We start from the raw sequence: 21,522 nt of genomic DNA on the forward strand, positions 1-21,522 counted from the left end.
CGGCCGGCATACACCTAAACACACTTTTTTTCCGACAAGTGCCTTGCCGTAGGGCGGAGAGTTGACCGCGTCTCGCGCTCAACAGTCGGAGGTGGCGTGCCTCGTGCGCTGTTGTGCTCTGATCCGAGAGGAAGCGGAATGTCGAAGCGCATTGGCTGGCGAAAGGCGAACACGAAGGTTCGCGAAGCCCATTCACTACAAGCACCTTCCCCGGTCCGCCGTGGCCCAATCGGGCTGACCACTTCGGCGCCTGAAGCGCCCGCCGCAGTGACACCCCCGAACCTGGCCCCGGCTGCGGGCTCGATCGGCCTGCCCGCCCCGGCAGCAGTCTTCCGGCCTTTCTGGATGATCGGCCCCGAGCCCGCGTGGTGCGTCTTCGGCCACTTCAACGACGACACGCTCGCCGACCGGCGCCATGAAAGCCTCGCCTGTCAACTGCGTCTGTCACTGGCCGAAGCCCACGACCACGGCCCCAAGCTTCCCGCCGAACGCAGGTACGACCCCGCGCGGCTCCATGTCAAACTCGTCCAGCGCCTCACCGAGGCAGAGCCCGCCGTTCAGTTCCACCGCGACCGCTGGGCCGACGAAGTGTGGTTCACCTGTACCTTGGTCGAGGCCGTAGACCTTGCCGACAGGCTCGTCACCATGGCCGCACTCGCCGAGGAACCGCTCCCGGAGGCACCCGCCTCCGACGGATCACCCTTCTGGCTGAGCACCGCGTGTCCGCCCTGGTGCGCAAAGACGCACGACACCGCTGCCCACTACGAGGACCGCGTCCACATCCCAGACCTGTCCGAAGAGGCAATGGTCAAGGTCGACCTGTGTCTCGAACGCGCGACCGACGACGAACCAGAGTGGCTCGAGGTCATGGTCGAACGCCACTACCGCGACTCGATAAGCACGGTGGCCCTGTCGAAGTCCGGATCCGTCGGGGTCAGCCTCACCCCCACCGAAACCCGCACTCTGGCAGACGAGTTGCGACGCCTGGTTAGCGCCGGCCAAGCGCTACCCCTGCCCGCAGCGCCGGCCCCGGGCGTGACATCGCCTGAGCGACCCACGCCCCTGCGATTTGAGGCCGGTGAGGCCCGGTATCCCTGCCCACGTCGGATCAGCTGGTGCGATGGGCATTCGAAGCAAGAGATCATCGACGCCCGATCACAGGGCAACATGTTCCTGCACTCGACGGTGATCGACCGGGTGCCCGCCGGCGGCGAACTCGACTCCTACGTGCAGGTCGCGCTCGATTACGACGATAACCAAGATCGAGCGCCGTACGCGTACCTCAGCACCGATTCCGAGGGCACCGAACTCGGCGTCGAGGGCATCGACCGACTCATCATAATCCTGCAACGAGTTCGAACCGTCATCGTCAGCAGCGACATCAACTCGAACCCGACCGGCCTGCCCACAAACTCTACCGGTCACACCAGCCCAGCCACAGTCAGCAACAAGGAGCGCGATGTGCTCTCGTCGACCCTCAACGCCGCATAACCAAAGCTGGTTGTCGGTCACCCCGTTGGTGCCGATCCGCCATCCGGCCCGCCGCTCTCGTCGCCTCGGTCGGAGAGGTCCTAACGAGCGGAGACTGGGCGATGGCCGTAGTCCTTCGAGACGCAGCACGGGCCACGGGCCGGGTGGCGGTCGTTGATCTGCCCGACGACGCCGGGTTTCATCGCCTGCCACTCGGTCGCCGCAAGAACTCGGGTCTGCGTGAGAAGTCGGTTACAGGGCCGCCACGGCGGCGGCCTCCGGCGGAGGGAGCCCCGGCCGGAAGCCACGAGGGCCATCCGTCCCGGCTCGGGCTCCCAACGAGGGACATGTTGAGCCCTCCGGCTAGGCCTCCCACCACCGCCATTGGCCGGGGTGAGTCACGGGAGCGATAGAGGGTGCCGCGCTACACACCATGGTCGTCCTTCAAGTCGTCAAAATGAAGGGCGGGCATGCGGACGAAGCGGTTGTCCGCATGTCGAATCACTCAGGGCCAGATCCTTGCCGTCAACCTGGGTGTCATGCCGGTTCTTGGTTGCGCCGCGCTTAACGGTGGGTGACCCTATGTGCACCAGGTCCAAGCTGCCGGATGTCGATCGGTAGAAACGCAGCCCGAGGAGGGCGGTGTCATGGGTCAGACCCCGCGGAAGCTCCAGCCGTCGTTGTCCGAGCGCCACTTCTTCGGTGCCGAGCTGCGCCGCCTGCGGGAACAGGCCAACCTCTCACAGGCGCGGTTGGGTTCGATGATCCAGTTCAGCGCCGACCTGGTGCGCCGTGTGGAGACAGCGGACCGCTTCCCGTCCCGGGAGTTCGTTGAAGCGTGCGACAAGGCGCTGGCGGCCGGCGGCGCCCTGATGCGGTTGCTGCCTCTGCTCGAGAGGGAGCGAGAAAACGGGCGAAAGGCGACAGTGTCCGGTCCGTCGACCGACGATACCGGCATCATCGGCCTGCTGTCGGCACCTTCCCTGGGAAGGATCGAGAAGGCCGACATGATCAAGCGTGTTCCGTTCCAGCCAGGTGTTCTCGATCGTGCTGCCCTGGACTGGCTGAACGCCGACTGCGGTCCCTCCCTCTCGGCGTCTGGGCGGTCGAGTTCGACGAAGGGGGTCTCCGAAGACGATCTTGTCTCAGCTGAGGCTGCCCTAGCGATGTTTCGGCAGCTGGACCACACCCATGGCGCCGGCCGAGTCCACGCACAGGTGCAGCGATACGTCGAAGGCGAGCTCAACCGCTTGCTGGCGAATGCCCCCGCCTCCGAATTAATCGGCAGACGCCTCTACACCCTGGCGGCTGGGTTCTTCGAGCTCTGCGGCTACCAGGCCGTCGACACTGGCGCTCATGGTCTCGCCCAACGCCGCTACCTGCGCGCCCTACGGCTAACGCAGGCCGCCAACGATCGCCTCTATGGCAGCTACCTTCTTGCCGTGAACATCGGCCACCTGGCGCTGCACTGCGATCACCCCGGACCAGCTCTGCGGATGGCGCTTACTGCGGTGAGAGGAAGTGAGGCCCAGGCGACGCCAGCCGTATGGGCCGCGCTACACGCCGTGGTGGCACGCGCCTACGCCCGTCTCGGGCGGGAAGCCGACTGCGTAGCCCATCTCAACATCGCAGAGGGGCGGCTCGGTCGTAGCCGAGCGGACGACGAACCGGACTGGATCCGGTATTTCACCTCGGCGTACCTGGCTGACGAGATTGCCCACTGTTTTCACGATCTCGGCCGACCGCAGCAGGCACAACACCATGTCGGCGATGCTCTCGCCGCGCTGAGCCCCTCCCACGTCCGCCGGCTCGCCATCGACACCGCGTTGCTCGCCTCATCGCTGGCAACCGCCGGCCGCATCGACGAAGCTTGTGCCACGGCTCGCAAGGCTGTCGACCAAGCTGCGATGACCGCATCTCAACGCTGCCTGCAGCGGATAGTCGATGTCCAGGTAGACCTTGAGCCCTACCGGTGCGAACCGGAGGTTCGCGAGTTCGGCGAGTATGTGCGCCATCGACTACCACTGGCGGCGGTATGACCACCTACTTCGCCGCGGCAGCCGCCATCACTGACCGGTAGTGAGCCAGTTCCGCCTCCAGGGCTTCGCCTGCGCGAGCGGACGTCGCCACGTAGTGGCCCACGCCGGGGAGCAGCAGCAGCTCGTGTGGCATGCCTCGGCTCTCCAACTGTGCTGCGAGTTCCCGCACGTTCTCCGCGACGGCTACATCGTCGTCGGTGCCGTGAACGAACAGCACAGGTCGCCGAACGGCAGCGGCGCGGACCGGTCCGGCTCCGCCTCGCAGCCGCATGGCGTGTGCACGCTGGAATCTGGGCACGGTCGTCGCCCAGCGGTCAGGATCCACGATCGCTGACACGGCGGTGGCGGCGGCGAACGGACCCTCTTGTGCCACCGCATGAAGGGCGGTGTATCCACCAGCGCTGGCGCCGCGGATGAAGACCTGTCCCGGCGTTGCTCGTCCCGCTGCTATGAGGTGCTCCGCCACTGATGTGCAGTCGTTGACGTCGTCCAGGCCCCACCGGCCGTACAGCGACTCGCGGAACGCGCGCCCGTACCCAGTGCTGCCGAGGTAGTCGACGTCCACGACGGCGAACCCTCGGCTGGTGAAGAACTGCGCCTGCCAGTCCAGGCGAAGCAGGCATGAGGCGGTAGGACCTGGATGCGCCCGAACGATCACGGGAGCCTGCCAGTCTTTCGTCGACCCTGTGGGCGGATACACCAGCGCGAGCACCTCACGGCCGCCCGGGACGCGGACCTGCAACTCCACCGGCGTTGAGACCTTCGTCCCGGAGAGTTTGGCGTGCTCTGACCTTGCCAGTACCTCCAGCTGCGGTTCGTCATCGGCCAGGTGCACGAGCGCGACCTGCGGCGCCGCGACCGGCGACGAGGCGATCATCGCGACAGTGGACCCCTGTGCCGCCAGGTAGGGCTTGATCGACGTGTACGGAAGCGCAACCGGCCGCAGTGCGCCAGAAGGGTCGATAACGACGAGGCGGTGTCGTGGCCCCTCCTGCACCACCATGACGATCCGTCCGTCGTCAAGGAAGTCGTACGACGCGTAACCCAGCTCCCACGGCTCTGCCGCGCACTCACCCGTAACGGTTGCCACCGTCTCGACTTCGTGGCGGTCCCAACGGAAGAGGTTCCACCAGCCGCTGCGGTCTGACATGAAGTACAACCTGCCGTCGGGTCCCCACCGAGGCTCTACCGTCGACTCGGATTTTCCGCCCGCAACCTTTGTGGGATTCTCGATGCGCCCACCTGGGGAGTAGGACGCCACCCAGAGCTCGCACGCGTCCCAGGGCATGTCGTGCTCGCTCCAGGAAGACCAAGCCAAAGAGCCGGGGCCTGGCCGGGGCGCACCGAAGAAGCCCGGCGACCGGGCGAGAGTCCGAAGCCGCCCGGGATCAGCGATGGTCACCGCGACCAGTTCGTCACCCTGCTCAGACTCCCGGACAGCCAGCAACTCGCCGTCACCCGCGACCAAATCGCCGATAGACGCGCGGTGGATCAAATCCGGTTCGTCGCCATTGCCGCGAATCCGGTAAAGGCCACCTTCACCTGCGCACCAAACTGTTCCATCGATGACAGCGAAGGACCCGCCGCCGTACGCATGAACTTCGCTGGTAACACTGAACGTCTCGGGAGTTGCGTCGCGCGCCCCCTCGCCGCGCCGCCATTTTGCAAGTGTGGCGATCCCGCCAGCGTCGGGGCGAGTCTCCAGCCAATAACGCGACCCTTCGTGAATACGAAGCTGGTCGTAGCTGACAGACGCGCGGACAGCATCCGTCGCCGAAATGCTGGCGGTAGTGCCTGCCGCCACCGTCACGGCCCCCTCCTCACACCTTGCGCGATCCACCGCCGACGCGGTGAGCCATCACAGTCTGTCTTGGCCTCTAGGCTGCCAGCCGCAGAGCGCTCAGGTCTTCAGGTCGACAACCCAGGCCCGGCACTCCTCGGGCATGGCTGACTCTACGCGCACGCTACTTCGACTCCCGCCGCCGTCCTTCCGGCCGGTGGCGAGGCTACGCCGGAACAATCATGGCCTCGATGCGGACACATGCCTCTGTCCGCTTCACCGGTATCGACCAATCCGTCTCCGCCGGGCGACTCTCTTGGAAAGGCCAGTCCTCACGCGCTGGTCGACAACCAGCCATCAACTGAAGCTCCGTCGAATAACGCGGATTCTCGGAGAGGACGCGATGCAACTACAAGAAGAGCTAGCGCAGTACGGCTATCGACAGGAGTTGGCCCGTCAGCTCCGATTCCGCGACCTGCTGTCCTACGGCCTCGTCTACATGGTGCCGATCGCGCCGATGGCGATCTTCGGCAGTGTGTACGTCGGCTCGGGTGGCATGGTTGCTCTCGCCTATGCGGTCGGTGTGGTGGCGTTGGTGTTCACCGCGTCGTCGTACGCGCAGATGGTGCGGGCGTTTCCGATGTCGGGCAGCGTCTACAACTACGCGGGCCGTGGCATCAGCCCGCCGGTCGGGTTCCTGGCCGGCTGGGTGATCCTCCTGGACTACGTCCTCGTTCCGGGGCTGCTGTACCTGGTGGCGTCGGTCGCGATGCACGCCACCGTCCCGTCGGTGCCGGTGTGGCTGTGGCTGCTCGGCTTCGTCGCCGTCAACACGGTGGTGAACTCGGTCGGGATCCGGATGACCGCCCTGGTCACCCGCATCATGCTCGTCGGCGAACTGCTCGTTCTGGCGGTGTTCCTGGTCGTCGCGGCCGGGGCGCTCGCGGCGGGCAAGGGCCACCTGAGCTGGGACGCCTTCTACAACTCCGACACCTTCACCTGGTCCCTGGTCGCGGGGGCGGTGTCGATCGCGGTGCTGTCGTTCCTCGGCTTCGACGGCATCAGCATGCTCGCCGAAGAGACCAAGGGCGGGTCGCGGCAGGTCGGCCGGGCGATGACCGCCGTCCTGGTCGTGGCCGGGGTGCTGTTCATCGCCCAGACCTGGCTGGCCGCCATGCTCGTCCCCGACCCGGACGCGCTACTCACGGGCGGGGATCCGGACGGTACCGCCTTCTACGACGCCGCCGCCGTGGCCGGCGGGGGCTGGTTGGCGACGGTGTGCGCGGTCGCGACCGCGATCGCGTGGGGGCTACCGAACTCGATGGTCGCCCAGGTCGCCACCAGCCGCCTGCTGTACGCGATGGCCCGCGACCGGCAACTACCGGCCTTCCTGGCAAGGGTGTCGTTGCGGCGGAACGTGCCGGTCAACGCCACCCTACTCACCGGAGTCGTATCTCTCACCCTGGGCCTGCTCATGGCCACCCGTACGGATGGGATCACGTTGCTGTCGTCGCTGATCAACTTCGGGGCGATGGTCGCGTTCCTCGTCCTGCACGTCTCCGTGGTCGTGCACCACCTCATCCGCGGCCGCAGCCGCAACTGGTGGGCGCACCTGGTCATGCCCGCGATCGGGTTCGTGATCCTCGCCTACGTGGTGGTCAACGCCCAGATCGCCGCCCAGCGCCTCGGCCTCGCGTGGCTCGGCCTGGGCGTGCTGGTCCTCGCCGGCCTCTACGCCACCGGCCGCCGCCCCGCACTGTCCGGCCTCGCACCAACCCAGCCGGCGCGGCGTGACGTGGAGCGGGTGTGACGACCATGGGCAAGATCACCTACCGTCCGGCCCGCGATGAGCTCGCCTACACCTTCGGGGCCCGCCTGCCCGTGGCGCACGTGTGCTCCGGCGACATCCTCGAGGTGTTCACCGAGGACTGCTTCGGCGGCCTCGTCCGCGGCCCCGCCGATCTGCCGTCGCAGGTGTGTCGGATGCCGTACCTGAACCCGGTGTCGGGGCCGTTCTTCGTCGAGGACGCCGAGCCCGGCGACACCCTCGCCATCCACATCGCCGCCATCACCCCCGCCCGCGACTGGGGCGTCTCCACGACGTTTCCGCACTTTGGGGCCCTCACCTCCACCGCCCACACCGCCACCCTCCAGCCGCCCCTCGAAGAACGGGTGTGGATATACGACGTCGACCGGCGGGCGGGCACGGTCCGGTTCCACGCCACCGCCAGCAGCCACGAGGTTGACCTGCCTCTCGAGCCGATGATCGGCACGATCGGGGTCGCCCCGGGCGGGTTCGAGGCCCGCTCCACCATCGTCCCGGACACCCACGGCGGCAACCTCGACACCCCGGAACTGCGCCCCGGCACCACCCTCTACCTCGGCGTGAAGATGCACGGGGCGATGCTCGCCCTCGGCGACGGCCACGCCCGCCAGGGCCAGGGCGAGGTCTGCGGCGTCGGCGTCGAGATCGCCACCACCACGACACTCGCCGTGGAGTTGATCAAAGGCGTGCCGACGGTGTGGCCGCGGCTGGAAACCGACACCTCGGTCATGGCGGTCGGCTGCGTCCGCCCGCTGGAGGATGCCTACCGCATCGCGCACCACGACCTGGTCGGCTGGACGAGTTCTCTGACCGGCCTTGACGCGCTCGACGCCTACCAGCTCATTTCGCAGGCCGGGCGGGCGCCGATCGGCAACGTGTGCGACCCGAACTACACGGTCCTCGCCGCGGTCGACAAGACCCTGCTGCCCGCACCCGGCGAGGCGTACGGCGGCGCTCACCACCGGCTGCGGCAGCTCACCGCCACAGCGGGGCAGGTGGCGGGGTACTGATGGGCAGCAGGGTTCCTCTCTTGCCGTTGCGGGACGAGTTGTTCCTCATCGGCCATGACGACGACACCGGCCGCCCCCACCTGCACCCGCAGGCGTTGGCCTTCGGCTTGGCCGGCGCTGTCCTGATCGACCTGCATCTCGCCGGGCGGGTCGCCCTCGACCCGGCCGACTCCGCGGTGCCCGCACCCGAGCAGCGGCTCCGCCTCCACGTCGACCGGCCCGTCGGCGACCTGATCGCCGACGCCGCGCTCACCTCACTCCGCCACGCCGCCGGCGCACCGCTGCGGGTGTGGCTGCGGGGCTTCACCACAGACCTGTACGAGCGCACCCGCGCCGGGCTGGTCTCCGCCGGCATCCTGCGGCATGCCACCCGGCGGCGCCTCCACGGACTCCTCACCACGGACATCTACCTGCCCACCCACACCCGGTGGCCGGTCGTCCCCCGCGCCCGGCTGCGTGCCCTCGCCACCGGCCACGAACCACCTACCGACCACACCGCTGCCCTCGCCGGGCTCGTCGCGACGCTCGGCCTCGCCGTCTACCTCTACCTCGACACGGACACCGCCACCGTGACCGCGCGGCTGAAGACCGTCGCCGACCGGCACCACCAGCCGGTACGCCACATCACCGCCGCCGTGGACGCCGCCGTCGGCGACCTCGCCACCGCCGCATACCGCTGATCACTGGCGCCGCGGGCAGCGTCCAGGACGCACTTCAGGCACCCCACCCCTGGCAGCGGCTCGCACCCCGCCAGCCGGGAGTCGGGGCGGCGGCAGTCAACCCGAATGACTGCCGGGCCGGCTTCCTGCCACCGGTCCCCAACCCGGGCAGGAACAACTCGCCGGCCAGCGGCCGGCGGCGGGCACCCCTCCACTCCTCCGCCGCCGGCCGCACCTCATCCACAACCAGAGGAACCGAACTATGCACACCCTGCAAGACCGAGGCACACCGCCACCGACGGCAACCCCACCACACCGCCAATCGGCAGAGAGCGCTACGGCTGATCGTCGTCGGGCTGTCGCCGACGCGCTACGCCGCAGCGCCGCCCTGCGCGCCGACGGTGCGCTCACCGACGCCTACGCCTGGGCGCAGTACGCCCACCAGCGCTGTTGCCATCTGCCCGCCGACGACCCGGACAGGGTGCGGGCCGCCGCGCTGCTGGCCCCGTTGGCCGCGCAGACCGGCCAACCGCATCTCGCTGTCACCGTGTACCAGGACCTCATCGCCGGCGCGACCAAGGCCCTCGGCGCCGACCACGCGCAGACGTTGCGCGCCCGGTCGGCCCTCGCCCAACTCCGGCACAGTCTCGGCGACTGCGCGGCGGGGTTGCGGGACCTCGCCGATGTTCACGCCGCCGCCCGCCAGCGGTACGGCCACCACGCCCGGCTCAGCCTGCACACCCTGGTCAACCTCGGCGGCCTCTACCGCGACTGCGGGCACCACCACCTGGCCACCCGCTGCCTGCTCACCGCCAGCACCGGCATCGGCCGGTACCTGCCGCCCGACGACCCCCTGGCCGACATGGTGGCTGCCGCGATCAGCACGCCGCCCAGCCTCAACCACCCCGCCGTCTGCACTCAGCAACAACCGCGGACTGGAGTGACGCCGTGACCACGGTCGCCGAGCGGGCGCTGGCCCTGTGGGCGGCCCCACGACACGTACCGCGCCCCGCCCCCGTACCCGCCGCCCACGACACCGCCGATGAGGTCGTCCGCAGCCTCGTCGTCGGTTGCGGCTACCTCGACCCGGTCACCATGGCCGGATGCCCCACCTGGGCCCACCTGCAGCCCTCCAACAATCGGCTGCCCACAACCGACGGGGTGAACGAGGCCGTCACTCGTGGCCTGAGCCGGGTCCCGGAACCGCTGCGGCGCGCCGCGCTGACGGGTCTGGCGCGACTCGCGGCAAGCCCGGCCGACGCACGGTCCCGCCACGCCCGCAGTGACTTCCTCGCACGCCTGGCCAACACCCACCCGTTCCCGGTCAACAGCGGGACGGCGTCGTGACGCCGCCGAATCTGAACGCACTCGGCCCCTGCTGGGAGGCGGTCGTCCCGTGCATCCACCGTGCCGCCGACCACTTCTGGTCCATCCTCGCCGACCGGCTTCACCCGCGCCTGCCGGAACGTGACGCACCCCTGTTCCTCGCCGCCCTCGGCCACCTCACCGCCGGCGACGACCACCACGCCGGCCGCACCGCGCTGCTCGCGGCCCTCACCCCCACCTACCAGCACCTGCGCATCCAGCCCCACCACCACCCACTGATCGTCGACGCCCTGATCGCCACCGTCGCCCGCCACGCCGCCGCCACCTGGACACCCGAGGCGGCAAGCCTCTGGCAGCGCCGCAGCCACCACGCCCTGAGCCTGACCCACCGGGCGACCACCCGGATCGCCACCGGCCCGGCCTGGACACCCGCCGAGATCATCGGCCGTGACCAAGCCGCCGACACGATCACGATCCTCACCCTGCCGCCCCACCACCGACTGCGCCACGAGGCCGGTCAGGCCATCCCGGTCACCACACCCCGCCAGCCCGGCGTGTGGCGGTGGTACTCCCCAGCGAACGCGCCCCGCCCCGACGGCACCATCGAGCTGCACGTCCGCGCCATCACCGGCGGACCGGTCTCACCGCTGCTGGCCCACCACGCCGCCACCGGCGAGCGGGTGTGGATGGGCGCGCCCTACGACATGGGCCTCACTCTCGACCCCAACCGCGACGGCGATCTGCTCCTCGCCGCGGGCGGCACCGGCCTGGCGCCCCTGCGCGCCATCGTCGAACACCTCGCCGCCACCCGGGCGCGGCGTCGGGTCACCCTGGTGGTCGGGGCGCGCACCATGCCCGACCTCTACGACAGCATCACCCTCGACAAGCTGCAAACCACCCACCACGACTGGCTGACCGTCGTACCCGCGCTCTCCGACGAACCCTTCGTCGAGCCCGCCGCCCAAGGCGACCTGCTGACACTCGCCCTCGACCACTACCAGCCCGGCCAGCATCTCTACGTCGCCGGACCACCCGACCTGATCACCCACGCCCGGCTACGCCTGCCCGCCGCCGGCATACCAGACAACCACCTCCACCTGGCGGAAACCTTCTCCCGCACACCTCTGGCCGGCGCCCAGCCGAAGACACCACGCCAGGATTGACCAACCGCGATGACAGCCCTGCAGGATCTCCTTCGACCGGAAAAACGCGCCGAGCTGCGACGACTCGCCGACGGCGAGGCTGAGGGTCTACTCCCGTTGACAGTCGCCACCGGCACCGCAGGTCACCCAAGCCCATCTCTACAGTCCGGTGACGCCGACCCGGTCATCACCAGCGACATCGACAACCTGCCCTCCGACGCCATGTCACCGAAGAATGCCCCGGACCCAGCACTGGTCGGTAAGCCCCAAGCGACCACCGCCAGCCTGGCCCAGCGCCCGCCCGCGGACAACACGCGCCGGCAGCGGCCCGAAGGCGAAACCGTCCTCCCCGAACAGCCGCAGCCGGAAGCCAGGCCACACCAGCCCAGGCGCCGAGTACCCGTCACCCTCATCTCCGCCGACGTCATCTCCCGCATGGGCGTGATCGGCCAGCTACGACCCCGTCCGGAGGTGCTGCTGCTCGACGACACCGAAGCCGACCAGGCCCAGGCCACACTCGTCATCGCCGACAGCGTCGACGAGCCGACCCTGCGGGCCCTACGCGCGCTGCGCATCCGGAAAGCTCCCGGCCTGGTGCTGGTGGTAACCCACATCGACGACGCCGGCTTGGCCGCCGCGGTGGAACACGGAGTCCTCGGGCTCGTCCGCCGAGCCGAGGCCAGCCCAGAACGCCTCGTCACCGCGATCCGCGCCGCCGCAGCCGGCGAGGGCAGCATCCCCGCCGACCTGCTCGGCCGGCTCCTGCAGCAGGTCGGGGCGCTGCAACGGGACACCCTCGGGCCACGTGGGATGGCCATCCTGCGCCTGGCAGGCCGGGAGGCGGCAGTGCTGCGCCTGGTCGCCGACGGCTACGACACCGCCGAGATCGCGGCGAAACTCCGCTACTCCCCACGCACGATCAAGAACATCCTGTACGACGTCACCAACCGATTCCACCTACGCAACCGCTGCCACGCCGTGGCATACGCGCTCCGCAACGGCCTCATATGACGCCGCACCAGGACAGCTGACGCCAGTTCCGGCCTCCTACTACGGCGGCCGAGACCCCGACCAGGGCCGGCGTAGAACGAACGTGGTGGCCTCTCGGGGCCATCCCGTCCCGACCAGTAGCGCACCACCCTGAACGAGCAGTAGCCTGCCTCGCAGCGACACAGACCAGAACCCCCGCTCATGCCCACCCAGGCGGATATCAAGCCAGGTGCCCGTGATCGGGTAACCTGGTGACGCAGCGGGCCGTTAGCTCAATGGCAGAGCTGAGGACTTTTAATCCTTAGGTTCTGGGTTCGAGTCCCAGGCGGCCCACCTTTGAACTGGGAAAATAGTCCATCGTCACTATTTTCCGCCTCCCTCAGTCGGGGCATTTGTCGGATTTTTCGGCTTAGCGTGCGAGCACCCACCGAGCACCCAGCTCTGGAATGACGCCAGGCGACGTCGCGCGACGTCGCCGGTCGGGGGTGCGTCCCGGTGCCGCGGGGCGACGCATGTCGCCGCATTCCGTCGCGAGAGCCGTGGGTTCCCGTCTACCTGCGCCAGGCCAGCTGTGGCGTCGGTGTTGGGCGCGTAGGGCGAGGGGCGACGAGGGCGTCTCGGCCGGCGGAGTTGCGGGTGTCTGGGGTGCCTGTGGTGGTGGGCCGGATGCGGTCGGACATTCTGGCGTGCCGACCGCATCCGGCGTCGTGTACCACCGACGGTGCGTGCGTTACGCGGCTCGTCGGCGCCGGCGGGGGACGAGTTTGGCGGCGGCTTCGGCTTTGGCGCGTTCGACGTCGAGTTCGGCGATGACGGAGGTGTAGGTGTCGGTCATCGCGAGGGATGAGTGGCCGAGCAGTTCCTGGATGTCCTTGAGGTCGGCGCCGGCCGCCTTGAGGTAGGTGGCGGCGCAGTGCCGGAGGTCGTGCAGCCGGATCGGGGGCAGTCCGGCGTCGCGGACGAGGGCTTCGAACCGGTCGGTAACGGCCTGGGGGTGCCAGGGCTGCCCGTCGGGTTGGACGAAGAAGAATCCGGTGTCGGGCCACGCCTGGCCGCAGGCCAGTTTCCATCCGGCGCGGCGGGCGTGGTGGGCGCGCAGCGCCGTGTGGGTGAAGCTGTCGATGGCCAGCACCCGGTTACCGGACTCGGACTTGACCTTCTTGACCACGGGCGTGTAGCCGTGGGTGGTCAGCTGCTGGGTGACGCTGACCAGGGCGTTGTCGAGGTCGACGGCGGTGTCGGTGAGTCCGATGGCCTCGCCGCGGCGTAGGCCGCGGTGGAGGATGAGCACGAACAGCGGGTAGAGGGCGATGTCGTGGTCCTCGGCGTAGTCGAGGAACTCCCCGGCCTGCTGCGGGGTCCACACCATGACCGGGCTGGGCCGCTCGCCGGTGTCGTGCCACTTCTGTACGGCCTTGGCGGTCCACACCCGTGCCTTGGGGCGGGCACTGGAGGGCAGTTCGACGTGGGCTGCGGGGTTGAAGTCGATGAGCCGGTTGTTGCTTCTGCGGATGGCGTCGTTGAGTGCCTTGCGCAGGGTGGCGCGGATGCGGTGCATGGTGGACGGCCTTGTGGGGCGCATGCCGCGCACGCTGGCGCGGATCCACGGCTTGTCGCTTTGCCGGGCGATCTCGATGGCGGTGTTCCGATCGGCGATGGCGGTGAACATCGCCTCGATGTGCTCGACCCGTAACTTGACCAGCGGGATGTCGCCGAGGTGCGGCACCAGGTGGGTACGGATGTGTGACCCGTAGGCGAGGACGGTGGCGGGTTCGATGCCGCGCCGGGACGCCAGCCACGAGGTCAGGTACTCGCCGACGGTCGTCGCGGCGGTGGCGGGCAACCCGGCCCGGACCCGCCGGGCGATGGTGTCACAGTCCGGCAGCGGGGCGCCCGAGGCGACGGCGAGGAGCAGGTCGGCGATCTCGGCCGCGACAGCCGCATCGCCGCCGGCGAGGGCGAGCAACGTTTTGGCGTGGTCGCGGTCGGTGACGGCGGCGTCGCGGGAGCCGAAGGTGCTGCGACGCAGCTGCCGGCGCGGCTGGCCGGGGTGGGTGGGCAGTTCGAGTTGGTAGGCCCACCGGCCGTGGGTGGGACTCCACGCCCCACCCGCCCGCCGCAGCTGCGGACAGCGGTTGCCGAGCTTGCGGCCGTTGCCGTCGCGGCAGGAGCAGCGTTTGAAGACGGATCCTTCCGCCATGATCAGGTGTTCCCTTCAGTCGGGGTGTGCGGCAGCCGGGGGCTGCGGATTCGGTGCGGGGTGATCCACGCGTGCCTTCCGCCCGGGATCAAGTCGCCGTCCAGCGGCGGGCTCGGCGGCTCGGGTTCGTCGGCGGTCGGCAGGTGCAGAGCGTGGAGGATGGCCGCGACCGGCACCCGGTAACGGCTGCCGAAACGCAGCACCGCGACCGGGAACTGGCCACGCTTGGCCAGGTCGTAGGCGACGGAACGGGACAGCCCGAAGATCCGGGCCGCAGTGGCCAGGTCGGTGACCGCGCCCAGGGCGCGGATCCGCTCGGCGGTCCACGCATCTGAGCCGTTCTCGGACGGGCGGGCAGAAGGTACGAGGTCGGAGTGGTGTTCAGGGGTGGTCATCGCAGTGGTCCTTCCGGTGATAGAGACGTGAGGGTGTCGCCCGGCTGGGTGTGGGCGGAGACGGTGAGGCGGCAGGCCGACCTGGTACCGACGCCGCAGCGGAGGTCGGCCGGGGCATCGGCGGCGCGCCGTACGCTGACGCTGCCGACAGACCGCCAGCGACCGGATCGGTCGGGTCGGGTCGACGTGGTGGGTGTCGACGAGGGGCGTGGTGATGCGGCGGGTGATCGCTGATCTGGTCGTCGGCTCCCGCGTCGCGCAGGCCGTGCGCTGACACCCTTAAACCCGCGTTTGTGTGCGCTGGCGAACGCCTGCCCCACTCACAGCGACTCACAGCCGCTCACAGAGCTGCCTGTTGGGCCGCGTCGCTGGGGTACGCGCCCGCGCCTGGCGCCAGACCGCTGCCGCCGGCACCGGTCGCCGTGACAGTGGATTCCGCCGATGACAAGGAGGGTGGAGTACGGTCCGCGCCGTCCGACGCCGTGGTCACGGAGATGTCATCGCGGCCCGGACATGTCACTCGGCCTATGACGTGACGGCCCGCCTGGCACTCATGTCGGTGGATGGGCACGGTGCCCCTCGGACACGTCGGCGGCGCAGAGGGACGCCATGGCCACCGGTCGTTGGCACGCCTGTCCGCGTGGCCGTGGTCGGTGCCGCTCGGGTATGGCCGCCGTCGGCGCGAAGGCGGGCATGTGGCCACCACACGTCGTCGTGCACGCGTGACCCGTGTCCGCGAGCGTGTCCAATCCCTGTTCAGCGACCCTGGCCGGACATTTGTCAACGACCTACTTCGATGACATGGTCAGGCCTCGGCGCCGCTCTGTGCGCGTTGACCAACGCCGTGGCCGCTGGCGAGCCGCGCTGCGGACACAGGCGGCGTACCGCTTTGGCGCCATGTCCGCGCACGTCCATGCCAATCGACGATGGCAGTTGGATGGTCGCGCGGTCACGTACATGTCCGGACACGCGGCGGGTGACCCGCCGGCCCTTGCGGCCACCTTTGGCCTTTGCCGGCGTCCGCCGTGCGATCACGCCGCGCCCATCGATATGCCTGATTGACATCGCGAGATGCCGTGACGCACGCGTCCGGTTGCGTCTCGGGGCGGGCGTGTCCTGCCTCCGGCCGCGGAACGGCGTTCGGCGCGGGGCAAGACGCCGACACCATTCCCCGGCGAGCGGGGCAGAGCCGCCATGATCGAGTTGTGATGTAGGCCCCCCGGCGCCGCCGCCACATCGACGCGTGCCAGTCTCGTCGTCGCCCACCCACGCCGACCGCGTGAGCGTGTGTGAGTCGCTGTGGGTCGCTGTGAGCGACGGCGTGTACGTCGCCGGATACCCCTCGTTGGGCACCCCGGCGCGGGGGGCCGCTCGTTCTCACAGCCCTGCTCAGAACGCCGATCAAGGATCCGCCTGGCCGCTGGCCCGCCCGGCACCGCGAAGCACTGTGAGTGGTTGTGAGTTCCGCAGGCGTTCGCCAGAGCACACAAACGACGGTTTACAGATGGGAGCGTGGCAGGGGCTCGGTACGTTGATCGCCGGTGGCCGCGGCACCGGGGTCTGTGGTCGCCTCGGTGGGGCGTGGTGCGCTGACACCCTCAAACCGGATTCTGTCAGCTCTGGCGAACGCCCCCCGGATCTGACAGACCTCTGACAGCGGAGGGGCTGACCTGACAGCCCTGGTAGAAGGCCCGCCGCCTCGCACGCCGGCCTCACCGGCTCGACGGGCGGTGCCGAATGTCAGATCATCACGGCTGGACCCTGACGCTACTGCCGAACACCGCGGTGCGGGGACGGAGACGCCTGAAAGCCGGTGGCCGCGTCTCCCAGCTGCTGGACGGGCGTATGGCGGCTGAGCTGGTCTGTCAGACCCGGCGGCGCCTTGTCGGAGCCGTGTCAGATCGTTGTTAGACGCCCGGGGCGTTCGCTGGAGCTGACAAGAGCCGGTTTGAGGGCGGGGAGAGTTTCCACGCGGCGGCCATGGCCGGACCCGGACCCATGCGGGTCGACTTGGCCTGGGCGGTCGGCGTCGGGCTGGTCTACGACCGTCTGCGCAAGGGAGGCGGGCAGGTGAGATGTGGAGAGACCGCCGGCGAGCGGCCATCTGGCGAGCTCGTTCGGGGTCTTCCATGACGTCTTCCCCTGGGACTTCACCGCGCCTTCACCACCGCTCACGACCATCGCACCAGGCGTGACGGCCGCAGGCGGCTGTCAGTGCAGCACACCGCCGGTGACCGTCGCTCGTCACCGGCGGTGACATTTCCAGACTCCCTCCGTAGGAGGGAGTTTCCTTTCGCTACTTCCCCCAGGAGGCTGCCGGCGTTCCACGGCGGCGGGGTCGAGACGGCCTCCTCCTGGTGACCCACGACCAGGCCGAACATCCCAGCGGACCGGCCGGACCTGATAGGCGGCAACAGGCGTGGCCGCCAGGACGACAACGGCGTCGCCAGACGCCGCCTGAAGGTGACCGGCGCAGGCCGTTGACTTCCTGTCGCACCAGAGCGATCGTCGAAGACCACCCACTCTCAGATGACCAGCAACAACTTCACGCCCGCCCGCAGCTCGGCGTCGCCCGCGTCGCCTCGCCCACCCGCCCTCGCGGCCGGTCGGCCGGTTGCCGCCCCGCCACCACGCTGCTCGGCCGGGCCTGGAGCCTCGATCGTGGACTTGGTGATCCCGGCCGGTCACGATGAACTGAGCACATCAACCTCTACCGTTGCGACGGCCCGCCGCGTGTCCAGCGCCGACCGTACCCGCGACGTAGACGATGCGCAGAAAGCGAGGCACCCGACCGTCCTCGACGCGGACAGCAACGTCCCGGAGCACGACTGGGGCCCCGCCTGCTCAGCACTGACGGCTGCGGCGCTACCGGACGGAGCGGCACCGTGGTCGGGCGGTGAACCGCGACCTGCGAAGGGACGCCCGTGGGCGGGTCAAGATCGGTCGCTGGCGCGTCGAGCGGGCCAGCACCGCAACGGCGGGTCAGCCTCGACCCGCCGTCACGTCGGCACGCGGTGTGGCACCGCTCCACGCCTCCAAGCGAGGGTTCCCGCCCCACGGCCGCAGTCCCCGCAGTTGTCCAGCGCACCTCGAACGGTCCCGTTCCGCCATCGGTGGTCCTGCCCTGCCGCCGTCCACGTGCGTCCGACCCGAGCTACGGCGCGGGCAGGCAGCGCAGTCCTCACCCGGTCCAGCAAAGGTGACCTGTCGCCGGGCGCCCAGGCCGGGGCACACGATCAGAGCCTGGCCGGCGAACAGGCTGCTTTTACCTCTTCCCGCCGCGCATCTCGTCGATCAAGAGCCCGTCGCCCGACTTACTCGCGCGCTGACAGGTGAACCCGCCACGGTGCATGCCGTCCGACGACTTCTGGACCGCTACTGTCCGCGCTGGCGGGGTCCCCACCACGGCAGCAGCGGCGGAAGCTCAGTAAGCGGTCGCCGCGGCCGTTCCGGCGGCGGCGCCTCGCCGTCGTCACCGTCCCACCGCCGTCCGTACTGATCAGGCAGGTCACCCCACCCGAAGTACGGCATCGGCTCGCTGGGCATGCCGCCGAGCGTCTCCAGCGGGTCGATGCGGGACTCGGCGACCGTGCACAGGTGCGTCCAGTCGTCACCGAAGTCGAACACGTACGCGAACTGCTCGCCGCCACCCAGACGACTCAGCTTGGCCCGGTCGCTGTCGACGCTGCCCTCGGGGGCCTCGCCATCCCACAGCTCAAGCGGCGTGACCTGGGTTTGGTCAGCCAACGTGAACATGTGCATGTGGGCCAGGTCCCAACGGGCGAACGCCAGGTCGATCGCGTCAGCGAGCTGGGCGAAGGTATGCGACCGGCTCGCCACGAAGACCCTGCCCGGCCGAGGCCACAGGTCGACGCCGCGACCGGAGACCAACTCGACCCGTACGGACAGCCAGGTACGCGCCACCGCTCACCCTCCCACCGGCAACCGCCGCCTTCCACCGCTTGAACACTACGAAACGTCACCGGCGCCGACCTCGGCTACGGCCCTGTCCCGGGGGCGGGCCTGGTTGATCACCGAACGTCCTATCGGCAGTCGCGCGACCGACCAGGCTCGGCGACGCCGACGACCGGCCAAAGTCAGATCAGGCTGTGGCACCCACGAGCGCCACCAACGACGGGAGCGACCGCGTCGTCGTCGGGCGTCGCCAGACAAGCTCCCTGCCGTACCAGCCTGCACGGCGTTTCGGCGGCAAGCGCCACCGGACCCTGCCTCCGGCGATCGAGGTACTGCCTGAACCGCGGCCACGCTCCCTCCTCACACCAACGACCAGCGGATTCTCTGCTACGCCTACCTCTACGCCGCCAACCCGGGATAGCCGCTCAGGCGAGACGACTTGACCTTCTGTCAAAGGCGAGCGTCGATCGTGTCCGTTGTCCGTCCGCCTCGCAGCTGCGGACGGCGTGACCCATCGACGAAAGGGCTCCGCCATGCCTCGTGAACGCCTCAGCCTGCTCGCTGTGATCCCCGACGATGTGACCGACCCGCTCCTGTGGCGGCTCGCCCTCGATGTGATCGGCGCGCACCAGCCCGACAACCGCGGCAACTGCCGCAACCTCCAGTGCGCCAGCCAGCGCGGCATGTGCGACGCAGCCCGCGCCGCCCGCCGGGCCATGGACCTGGCCCGCCCAGCGCGGCCAGCCGCCACGCGGGACACGACCCGGCGAGCGCACGGACACGCCGCCGTGGTCGCACCTCGGTCGTCGGCGTTTCGCGGTTGGTTCACCACCGCACCCGCGCGGCCAGCGGCCTCCCCAATCCGGCGGCGGTCGCCCCGGCCAGCCGCTCTCGCGGCTACGGCCGCATGAACCGAGGTGACGAGACGATCAACGGCCGAGTGCCGAACCGCAGTGGCCCGGGGGCAACGCACCGCCAGTGTCGCCCTCGCGCGGAAGCCCATACATAGCTACGGCGTCATCAGCGATGCCGCCGCGCTATCCAGCGGGCGGCTGGCGCTGCGGCCTGGCACGCGCTACGGCACGCTCGACCGGCTCACCGACGAGGGTCCAGCCGGACCGGCAGCAGGTGGTCAAGGGCGACTACGCCTGGTACCGGCTGACGGGCGCGGGCGGGGATCCGAGCGCGTCCCGTCAGCGACGCTGGTGGGTGTTGAGTCGGGCGGTTTGGCGTGTCAGGTGGTCGCGTTCGGCGAGGTTGGGGCCTTGTGGGCTGCCTCGGCATACACTCATGCCGCCGTGGTCAGGTCGCCGTCGCTGTGTGGCGTGGCAGTGAGTCGTCCAGCGCCGCGAGGGCCGCCAGCCCGGAGCGTAAGCTCGTCGTACCAGTCGACGATCTGCACCCAGTCGGTCTCCTCGGCGGTGGGGGCGTCGGCGTGCAGTGCCGCGATGGCGGCTTGGGCCTGGAACTCGCCCAGCCGGTCGCGGGCGAGGGCCGCCTGCAGGATCTCGACGCCCTCGGCGATCATCGTGGTGTCCCACCTGCCGCGGTCCTGCTCTGCGAGGGGCACGAGGCTGCTGTCGGGTGCGGTCCGTGTATCACGCCGGGCGTGGTGGAGCAGCATGAGGGCGAGCAGCCCCGCCACCTCGGGGTGGTCGATCGTGGCCGCGAGTTGCCGGGTGAGCCGGATGGCCTCGGCGGCAAGGTCGACGTCGCCGGAGTAGCCCTCGTTGAAGACCAGGTAGAGGACGCGCAGCACGGTGGCGACGTCGCCGGGCTGGTCGAACCGCACGCCGGCCACGGTGCGCTTGGCCCGGCTGATGCGCTGCGCCATGGTCGCCTCGGGCACCAGGTAGGCCTGGGCGATCTGGCGGGTGGTCAGCCCGCCGACGGCGCGCAGCGTGAGCGCGACCGCCGACGACGGCGTCAGCGACGGGTGGGCGCACAGGAAGTACAGCTGGAGCGTGTCGTCCACCGCCGGCGTGGGCCCGGGCGGCGGCTCCTCGTCGACGAGGTCCTCACGCCGGCGGCGGGCGGCATCCGCTCGGGTCGTGTCGAGGAACCGGCGCCAGGCCACGGCGACCAGCCAGCCCTTCGGGTCCCGCGGCGGGTCGGCCGGCCAGACGCGGACCGCCTCGACGAGGGCGTCCTGGACGGCGTCCTCGGCCGCCGCGAAGTCGGCTCCGCGGCGGACGAGGATCCCGAGCACGCTCGGCGTGAGAGAAGGCCTCATACGTCACCGTACGTGTGGTCCTGTCGCGTCGTGGTGTGCTCGGATCGATGAGTTGCTCGGCGTGGAGGCCAGGCACGCCCTCGATGTCATCCGCGATCCCGACGTTGGCGGTAAACAGGGCCTGGTGGTGCTGGACGTCGAGTCCGGCGCCGATCTGACCGGTTGCCCGGACTGCGAGGTTGCGGGTTAATCCTCACCGGTGCAGCGCTCTTGGAAGAAGCCGTCGCCGGCCATGGCTGACAGACAGGGCAGCGGCTGCGGACCACCGGCGCCCGCCTGGTCACGGGAACCGCCGCCCGCAGTCCGCGACCATGGCTTGACCGCCGGCCTAGCACTTGGCAGGTGGTGGTGGTCGGACCGGGCTGACTGGCAAAAATGAAAAACCACCTCGCCCGGCTGGGGCACCCGCACCTGCTGGTTGACCCCGGACCCCGCGCTGCTGGTCAGCGTCGACCACGACGACATCACCGGCACCGCCACCAGCGTGAGCCAGGCGTGCTGCGCGAGAAGTTCGGCCGTTACCTCGCCTACGCCGCGG

14 protein-coding genes, 1 tRNA gene and 1 pseudogene are annotated in these 21,522 nt (G+C 69.7%); 11 read left to right on the forward strand and 5 right to left on the reverse strand.

Annotated features, from left to right (window positions below):
• Positions 1-138 precede the first annotated feature (138 nt).
• Together ACGFIZ_RS23310 and ACGFIZ_RS23315 are read left to right on the forward strand one after the other, a co-directional pair.
• Positions 139-1,491, forward strand: a complete 1,353-nt coding sequence (locus ACGFIZ_RS23310; RefSeq protein WP_393422413.1) for a DUF6907 domain-containing protein — start codon at positions 139-141, stop codon at positions 1,489-1,491.
• A 626-nt stretch (positions 1,492-2,117) separates the two neighbouring features.
• Complete coding sequence (locus tag ACGFIZ_RS23315; RefSeq protein WP_393422415.1) at positions 2,118-3,509, forward strand: helix-turn-helix domain-containing protein; 1,392 nt, start codon at positions 2,118-2,120, stop codon at positions 3,507-3,509.
• A 4-nt stretch (positions 3,510-3,513) separates the two neighbouring features.
• Here the strand turns inward: ACGFIZ_RS23315 and ACGFIZ_RS23320 are convergent, their stop codons facing one another.
• The gene (locus ACGFIZ_RS23320; protein ID WP_393422417.1) at positions 3,514-5,319 is read right to left on the reverse strand and encodes a S9 family peptidase; all 1,806 of its coding nucleotides are present in this window, start codon (positions 5,317-5,319) and stop codon (positions 3,514-3,516) included.
• 373 nt (positions 5,320-5,692) lie between these two features.
• Here ACGFIZ_RS23320 and ACGFIZ_RS23325 point away from each other — a divergent pair, with 373 nt between their 5' ends.
• The 8 genes from ACGFIZ_RS23325 (at position 5,693) to ACGFIZ_RS23360 (ending at position 12,574) form a co-directional block, all read left to right on the forward strand.
• Positions 5,693-7,099, forward strand: a complete 1,407-nt coding sequence (locus tag ACGFIZ_RS23325) for an APC family permease (RefSeq protein ID WP_393422419.1) — start codon at positions 5,693-5,695, stop codon at positions 7,097-7,099.
• On the forward strand, positions 7,096-8,124 hold the full coding sequence (locus ACGFIZ_RS23330; protein WP_393422421.1) for an acetamidase/formamidase family protein: 1,029 nt from the start codon (positions 7,096-7,098) through the stop codon (positions 8,122-8,124). Before ACGFIZ_RS23325 ends, ACGFIZ_RS23330 begins: the two co-directional genes overlap by 4 nt.
• Complete coding sequence (locus tag ACGFIZ_RS23335) at positions 8,124-8,804, forward strand: GPP34 family phosphoprotein (RefSeq protein ID WP_393422423.1); 681 nt, start codon at positions 8,124-8,126, stop codon at positions 8,802-8,804. The genes ACGFIZ_RS23330 and ACGFIZ_RS23335 overlap by 1 nt, the downstream gene beginning before the upstream one ends.
• Positions 8,805-9,045: 241 nt before the next feature.
• Entirely contained in the window at positions 9,046-9,735 is a 690-nt protein-coding gene (locus tag ACGFIZ_RS23340; RefSeq protein ID WP_393422425.1) for a hypothetical protein, read from the forward strand.
• The gene (locus tag ACGFIZ_RS23345) at positions 9,732-10,130 is read left to right on the forward strand and encodes a hypothetical protein (RefSeq protein ID WP_393422427.1); all 399 of its coding nucleotides are present in this window, start codon (positions 9,732-9,734) and stop codon (positions 10,128-10,130) included. The genes ACGFIZ_RS23340 and ACGFIZ_RS23345 overlap by 4 nt, the downstream gene beginning before the upstream one ends.
• Positions 10,127-11,272: an FAD-binding oxidoreductase gene (locus ACGFIZ_RS23350; RefSeq protein ID WP_393422429.1), complete on the forward strand. Its 1,146-nt coding sequence runs from the start codon at positions 10,127-10,129 to the stop codon at positions 11,270-11,272. Before ACGFIZ_RS23345 ends, ACGFIZ_RS23350 begins: the two co-directional genes overlap by 4 nt.
• A 9-nt stretch (positions 11,273-11,281) precedes the next feature.
• A complete protein-coding gene (locus tag ACGFIZ_RS23355; RefSeq protein WP_393422430.1) occupies positions 11,282-12,262 on the forward strand; it encodes a LuxR C-terminal-related transcriptional regulator in 981 nt (326 codons plus the stop codon).
• A 240-nt stretch (positions 12,263-12,502) separates the two neighbouring features.
• Positions 12,503-12,574: transfer RNA gene (locus ACGFIZ_RS23360), tRNA-Lys, on the forward strand.
• Positions 12,575-12,971: 397 nt separating this feature from the next.
• Here ACGFIZ_RS23360 and ACGFIZ_RS23365 read toward each other — a convergent pair.
• The 4 genes and pseudogenes from ACGFIZ_RS23365 to ACGFIZ_RS23380 form a co-directional block, all read right to left on the reverse strand.
• On the reverse strand, positions 12,972-14,441 hold the full coding sequence (locus tag ACGFIZ_RS23365) for a tyrosine-type recombinase/integrase (protein ID WP_393422432.1): 1,470 nt from the start codon (positions 14,439-14,441) through the stop codon (positions 12,972-12,974).
• A gap of 2 nt (positions 14,442-14,443) precedes the next feature.
• Positions 14,444-14,836: a helix-turn-helix domain-containing protein gene (locus ACGFIZ_RS23370; RefSeq protein ID WP_393422434.1), complete on the reverse strand. Its 393-nt coding sequence runs from the start codon at positions 14,834-14,836 to the stop codon at positions 14,444-14,446.
• Positions 14,837-18,211: 3,375 nt separating this feature from the next.
• A complete protein-coding gene (locus ACGFIZ_RS23375) occupies positions 18,212-18,760 on the reverse strand; it encodes a hypothetical protein (RefSeq protein WP_393422436.1) in 549 nt (182 codons plus the stop codon).
• Between the two features lie 1,298 nt (positions 18,761-20,058).
• A pseudogene (locus tag ACGFIZ_RS23380) lies at positions 20,059-20,984 on the reverse strand (RNA polymerase sigma factor); the annotation flags it as partial.
• A gap of 52 nt (positions 20,985-21,036) precedes the next feature.
• Here ACGFIZ_RS23380 and ACGFIZ_RS23385 point away from each other — a divergent pair.
• On the forward strand, positions 21,037-21,174 hold the full coding sequence (locus ACGFIZ_RS23385) for a hypothetical protein (protein WP_393422438.1): 138 nt from the start codon (positions 21,037-21,039) through the stop codon (positions 21,172-21,174).
• The last annotated feature ends 348 nt before the right edge of the window (positions 21,175-21,522 follow it).

Source organism: Micromonospora sp. NPDC048830 (assembly GCF_043198215.1).
GTDB lineage: Bacteria > Actinomycetota > Actinomycetes > Mycobacteriales > Micromonosporaceae > Micromonospora.

Coding starts and splice junctions, on each gene's coding strand:
- ACGFIZ_RS23310 (WP_393422413.1), top strand. CDS start 139: ATGTCGAAGCGCATTGGCTGGCGAAAGGCGAACACGAAGGTTCGCGAA.
- ACGFIZ_RS23315 (WP_393422415.1), top strand. CDS start 2,118: ATGGGTCAGACCCCGCGGAAGCTCCAGCCGTCGTTGTCCGAGCGCCAC.
- ACGFIZ_RS23325 (WP_393422419.1), top strand. CDS start 5,693: ATGCAACTACAAGAAGAGCTAGCGCAGTACGGCTATCGACAGGAGTTG.
- ACGFIZ_RS23335 (WP_393422423.1), top strand. CDS start 8,124: ATGGGCAGCAGGGTTCCTCTCTTGCCGTTGCGGGACGAGTTGTTCCTC.
- ACGFIZ_RS23340 (WP_393422425.1), top strand. CDS start 9,046: ATGCACACCCTGCAAGACCGAGGCACACCGCCACCGACGGCAACCCCA.
- ACGFIZ_RS23355 (WP_393422430.1), top strand. CDS start 11,282: ATGACAGCCCTGCAGGATCTCCTTCGACCGGAAAAACGCGCCGAGCTG.
- ACGFIZ_RS23365 (WP_393422432.1), bottom strand. CDS start 14,441: ATGGCGGAAGGATCCGTCTTCAAACGCTGCTCCTGCCGCGACGGCAAC.
- ACGFIZ_RS23370 (WP_393422434.1), bottom strand. CDS start 14,836: ATGACCACCCCTGAACACCACTCCGACCTCGTACCTTCTGCCCGCCCG.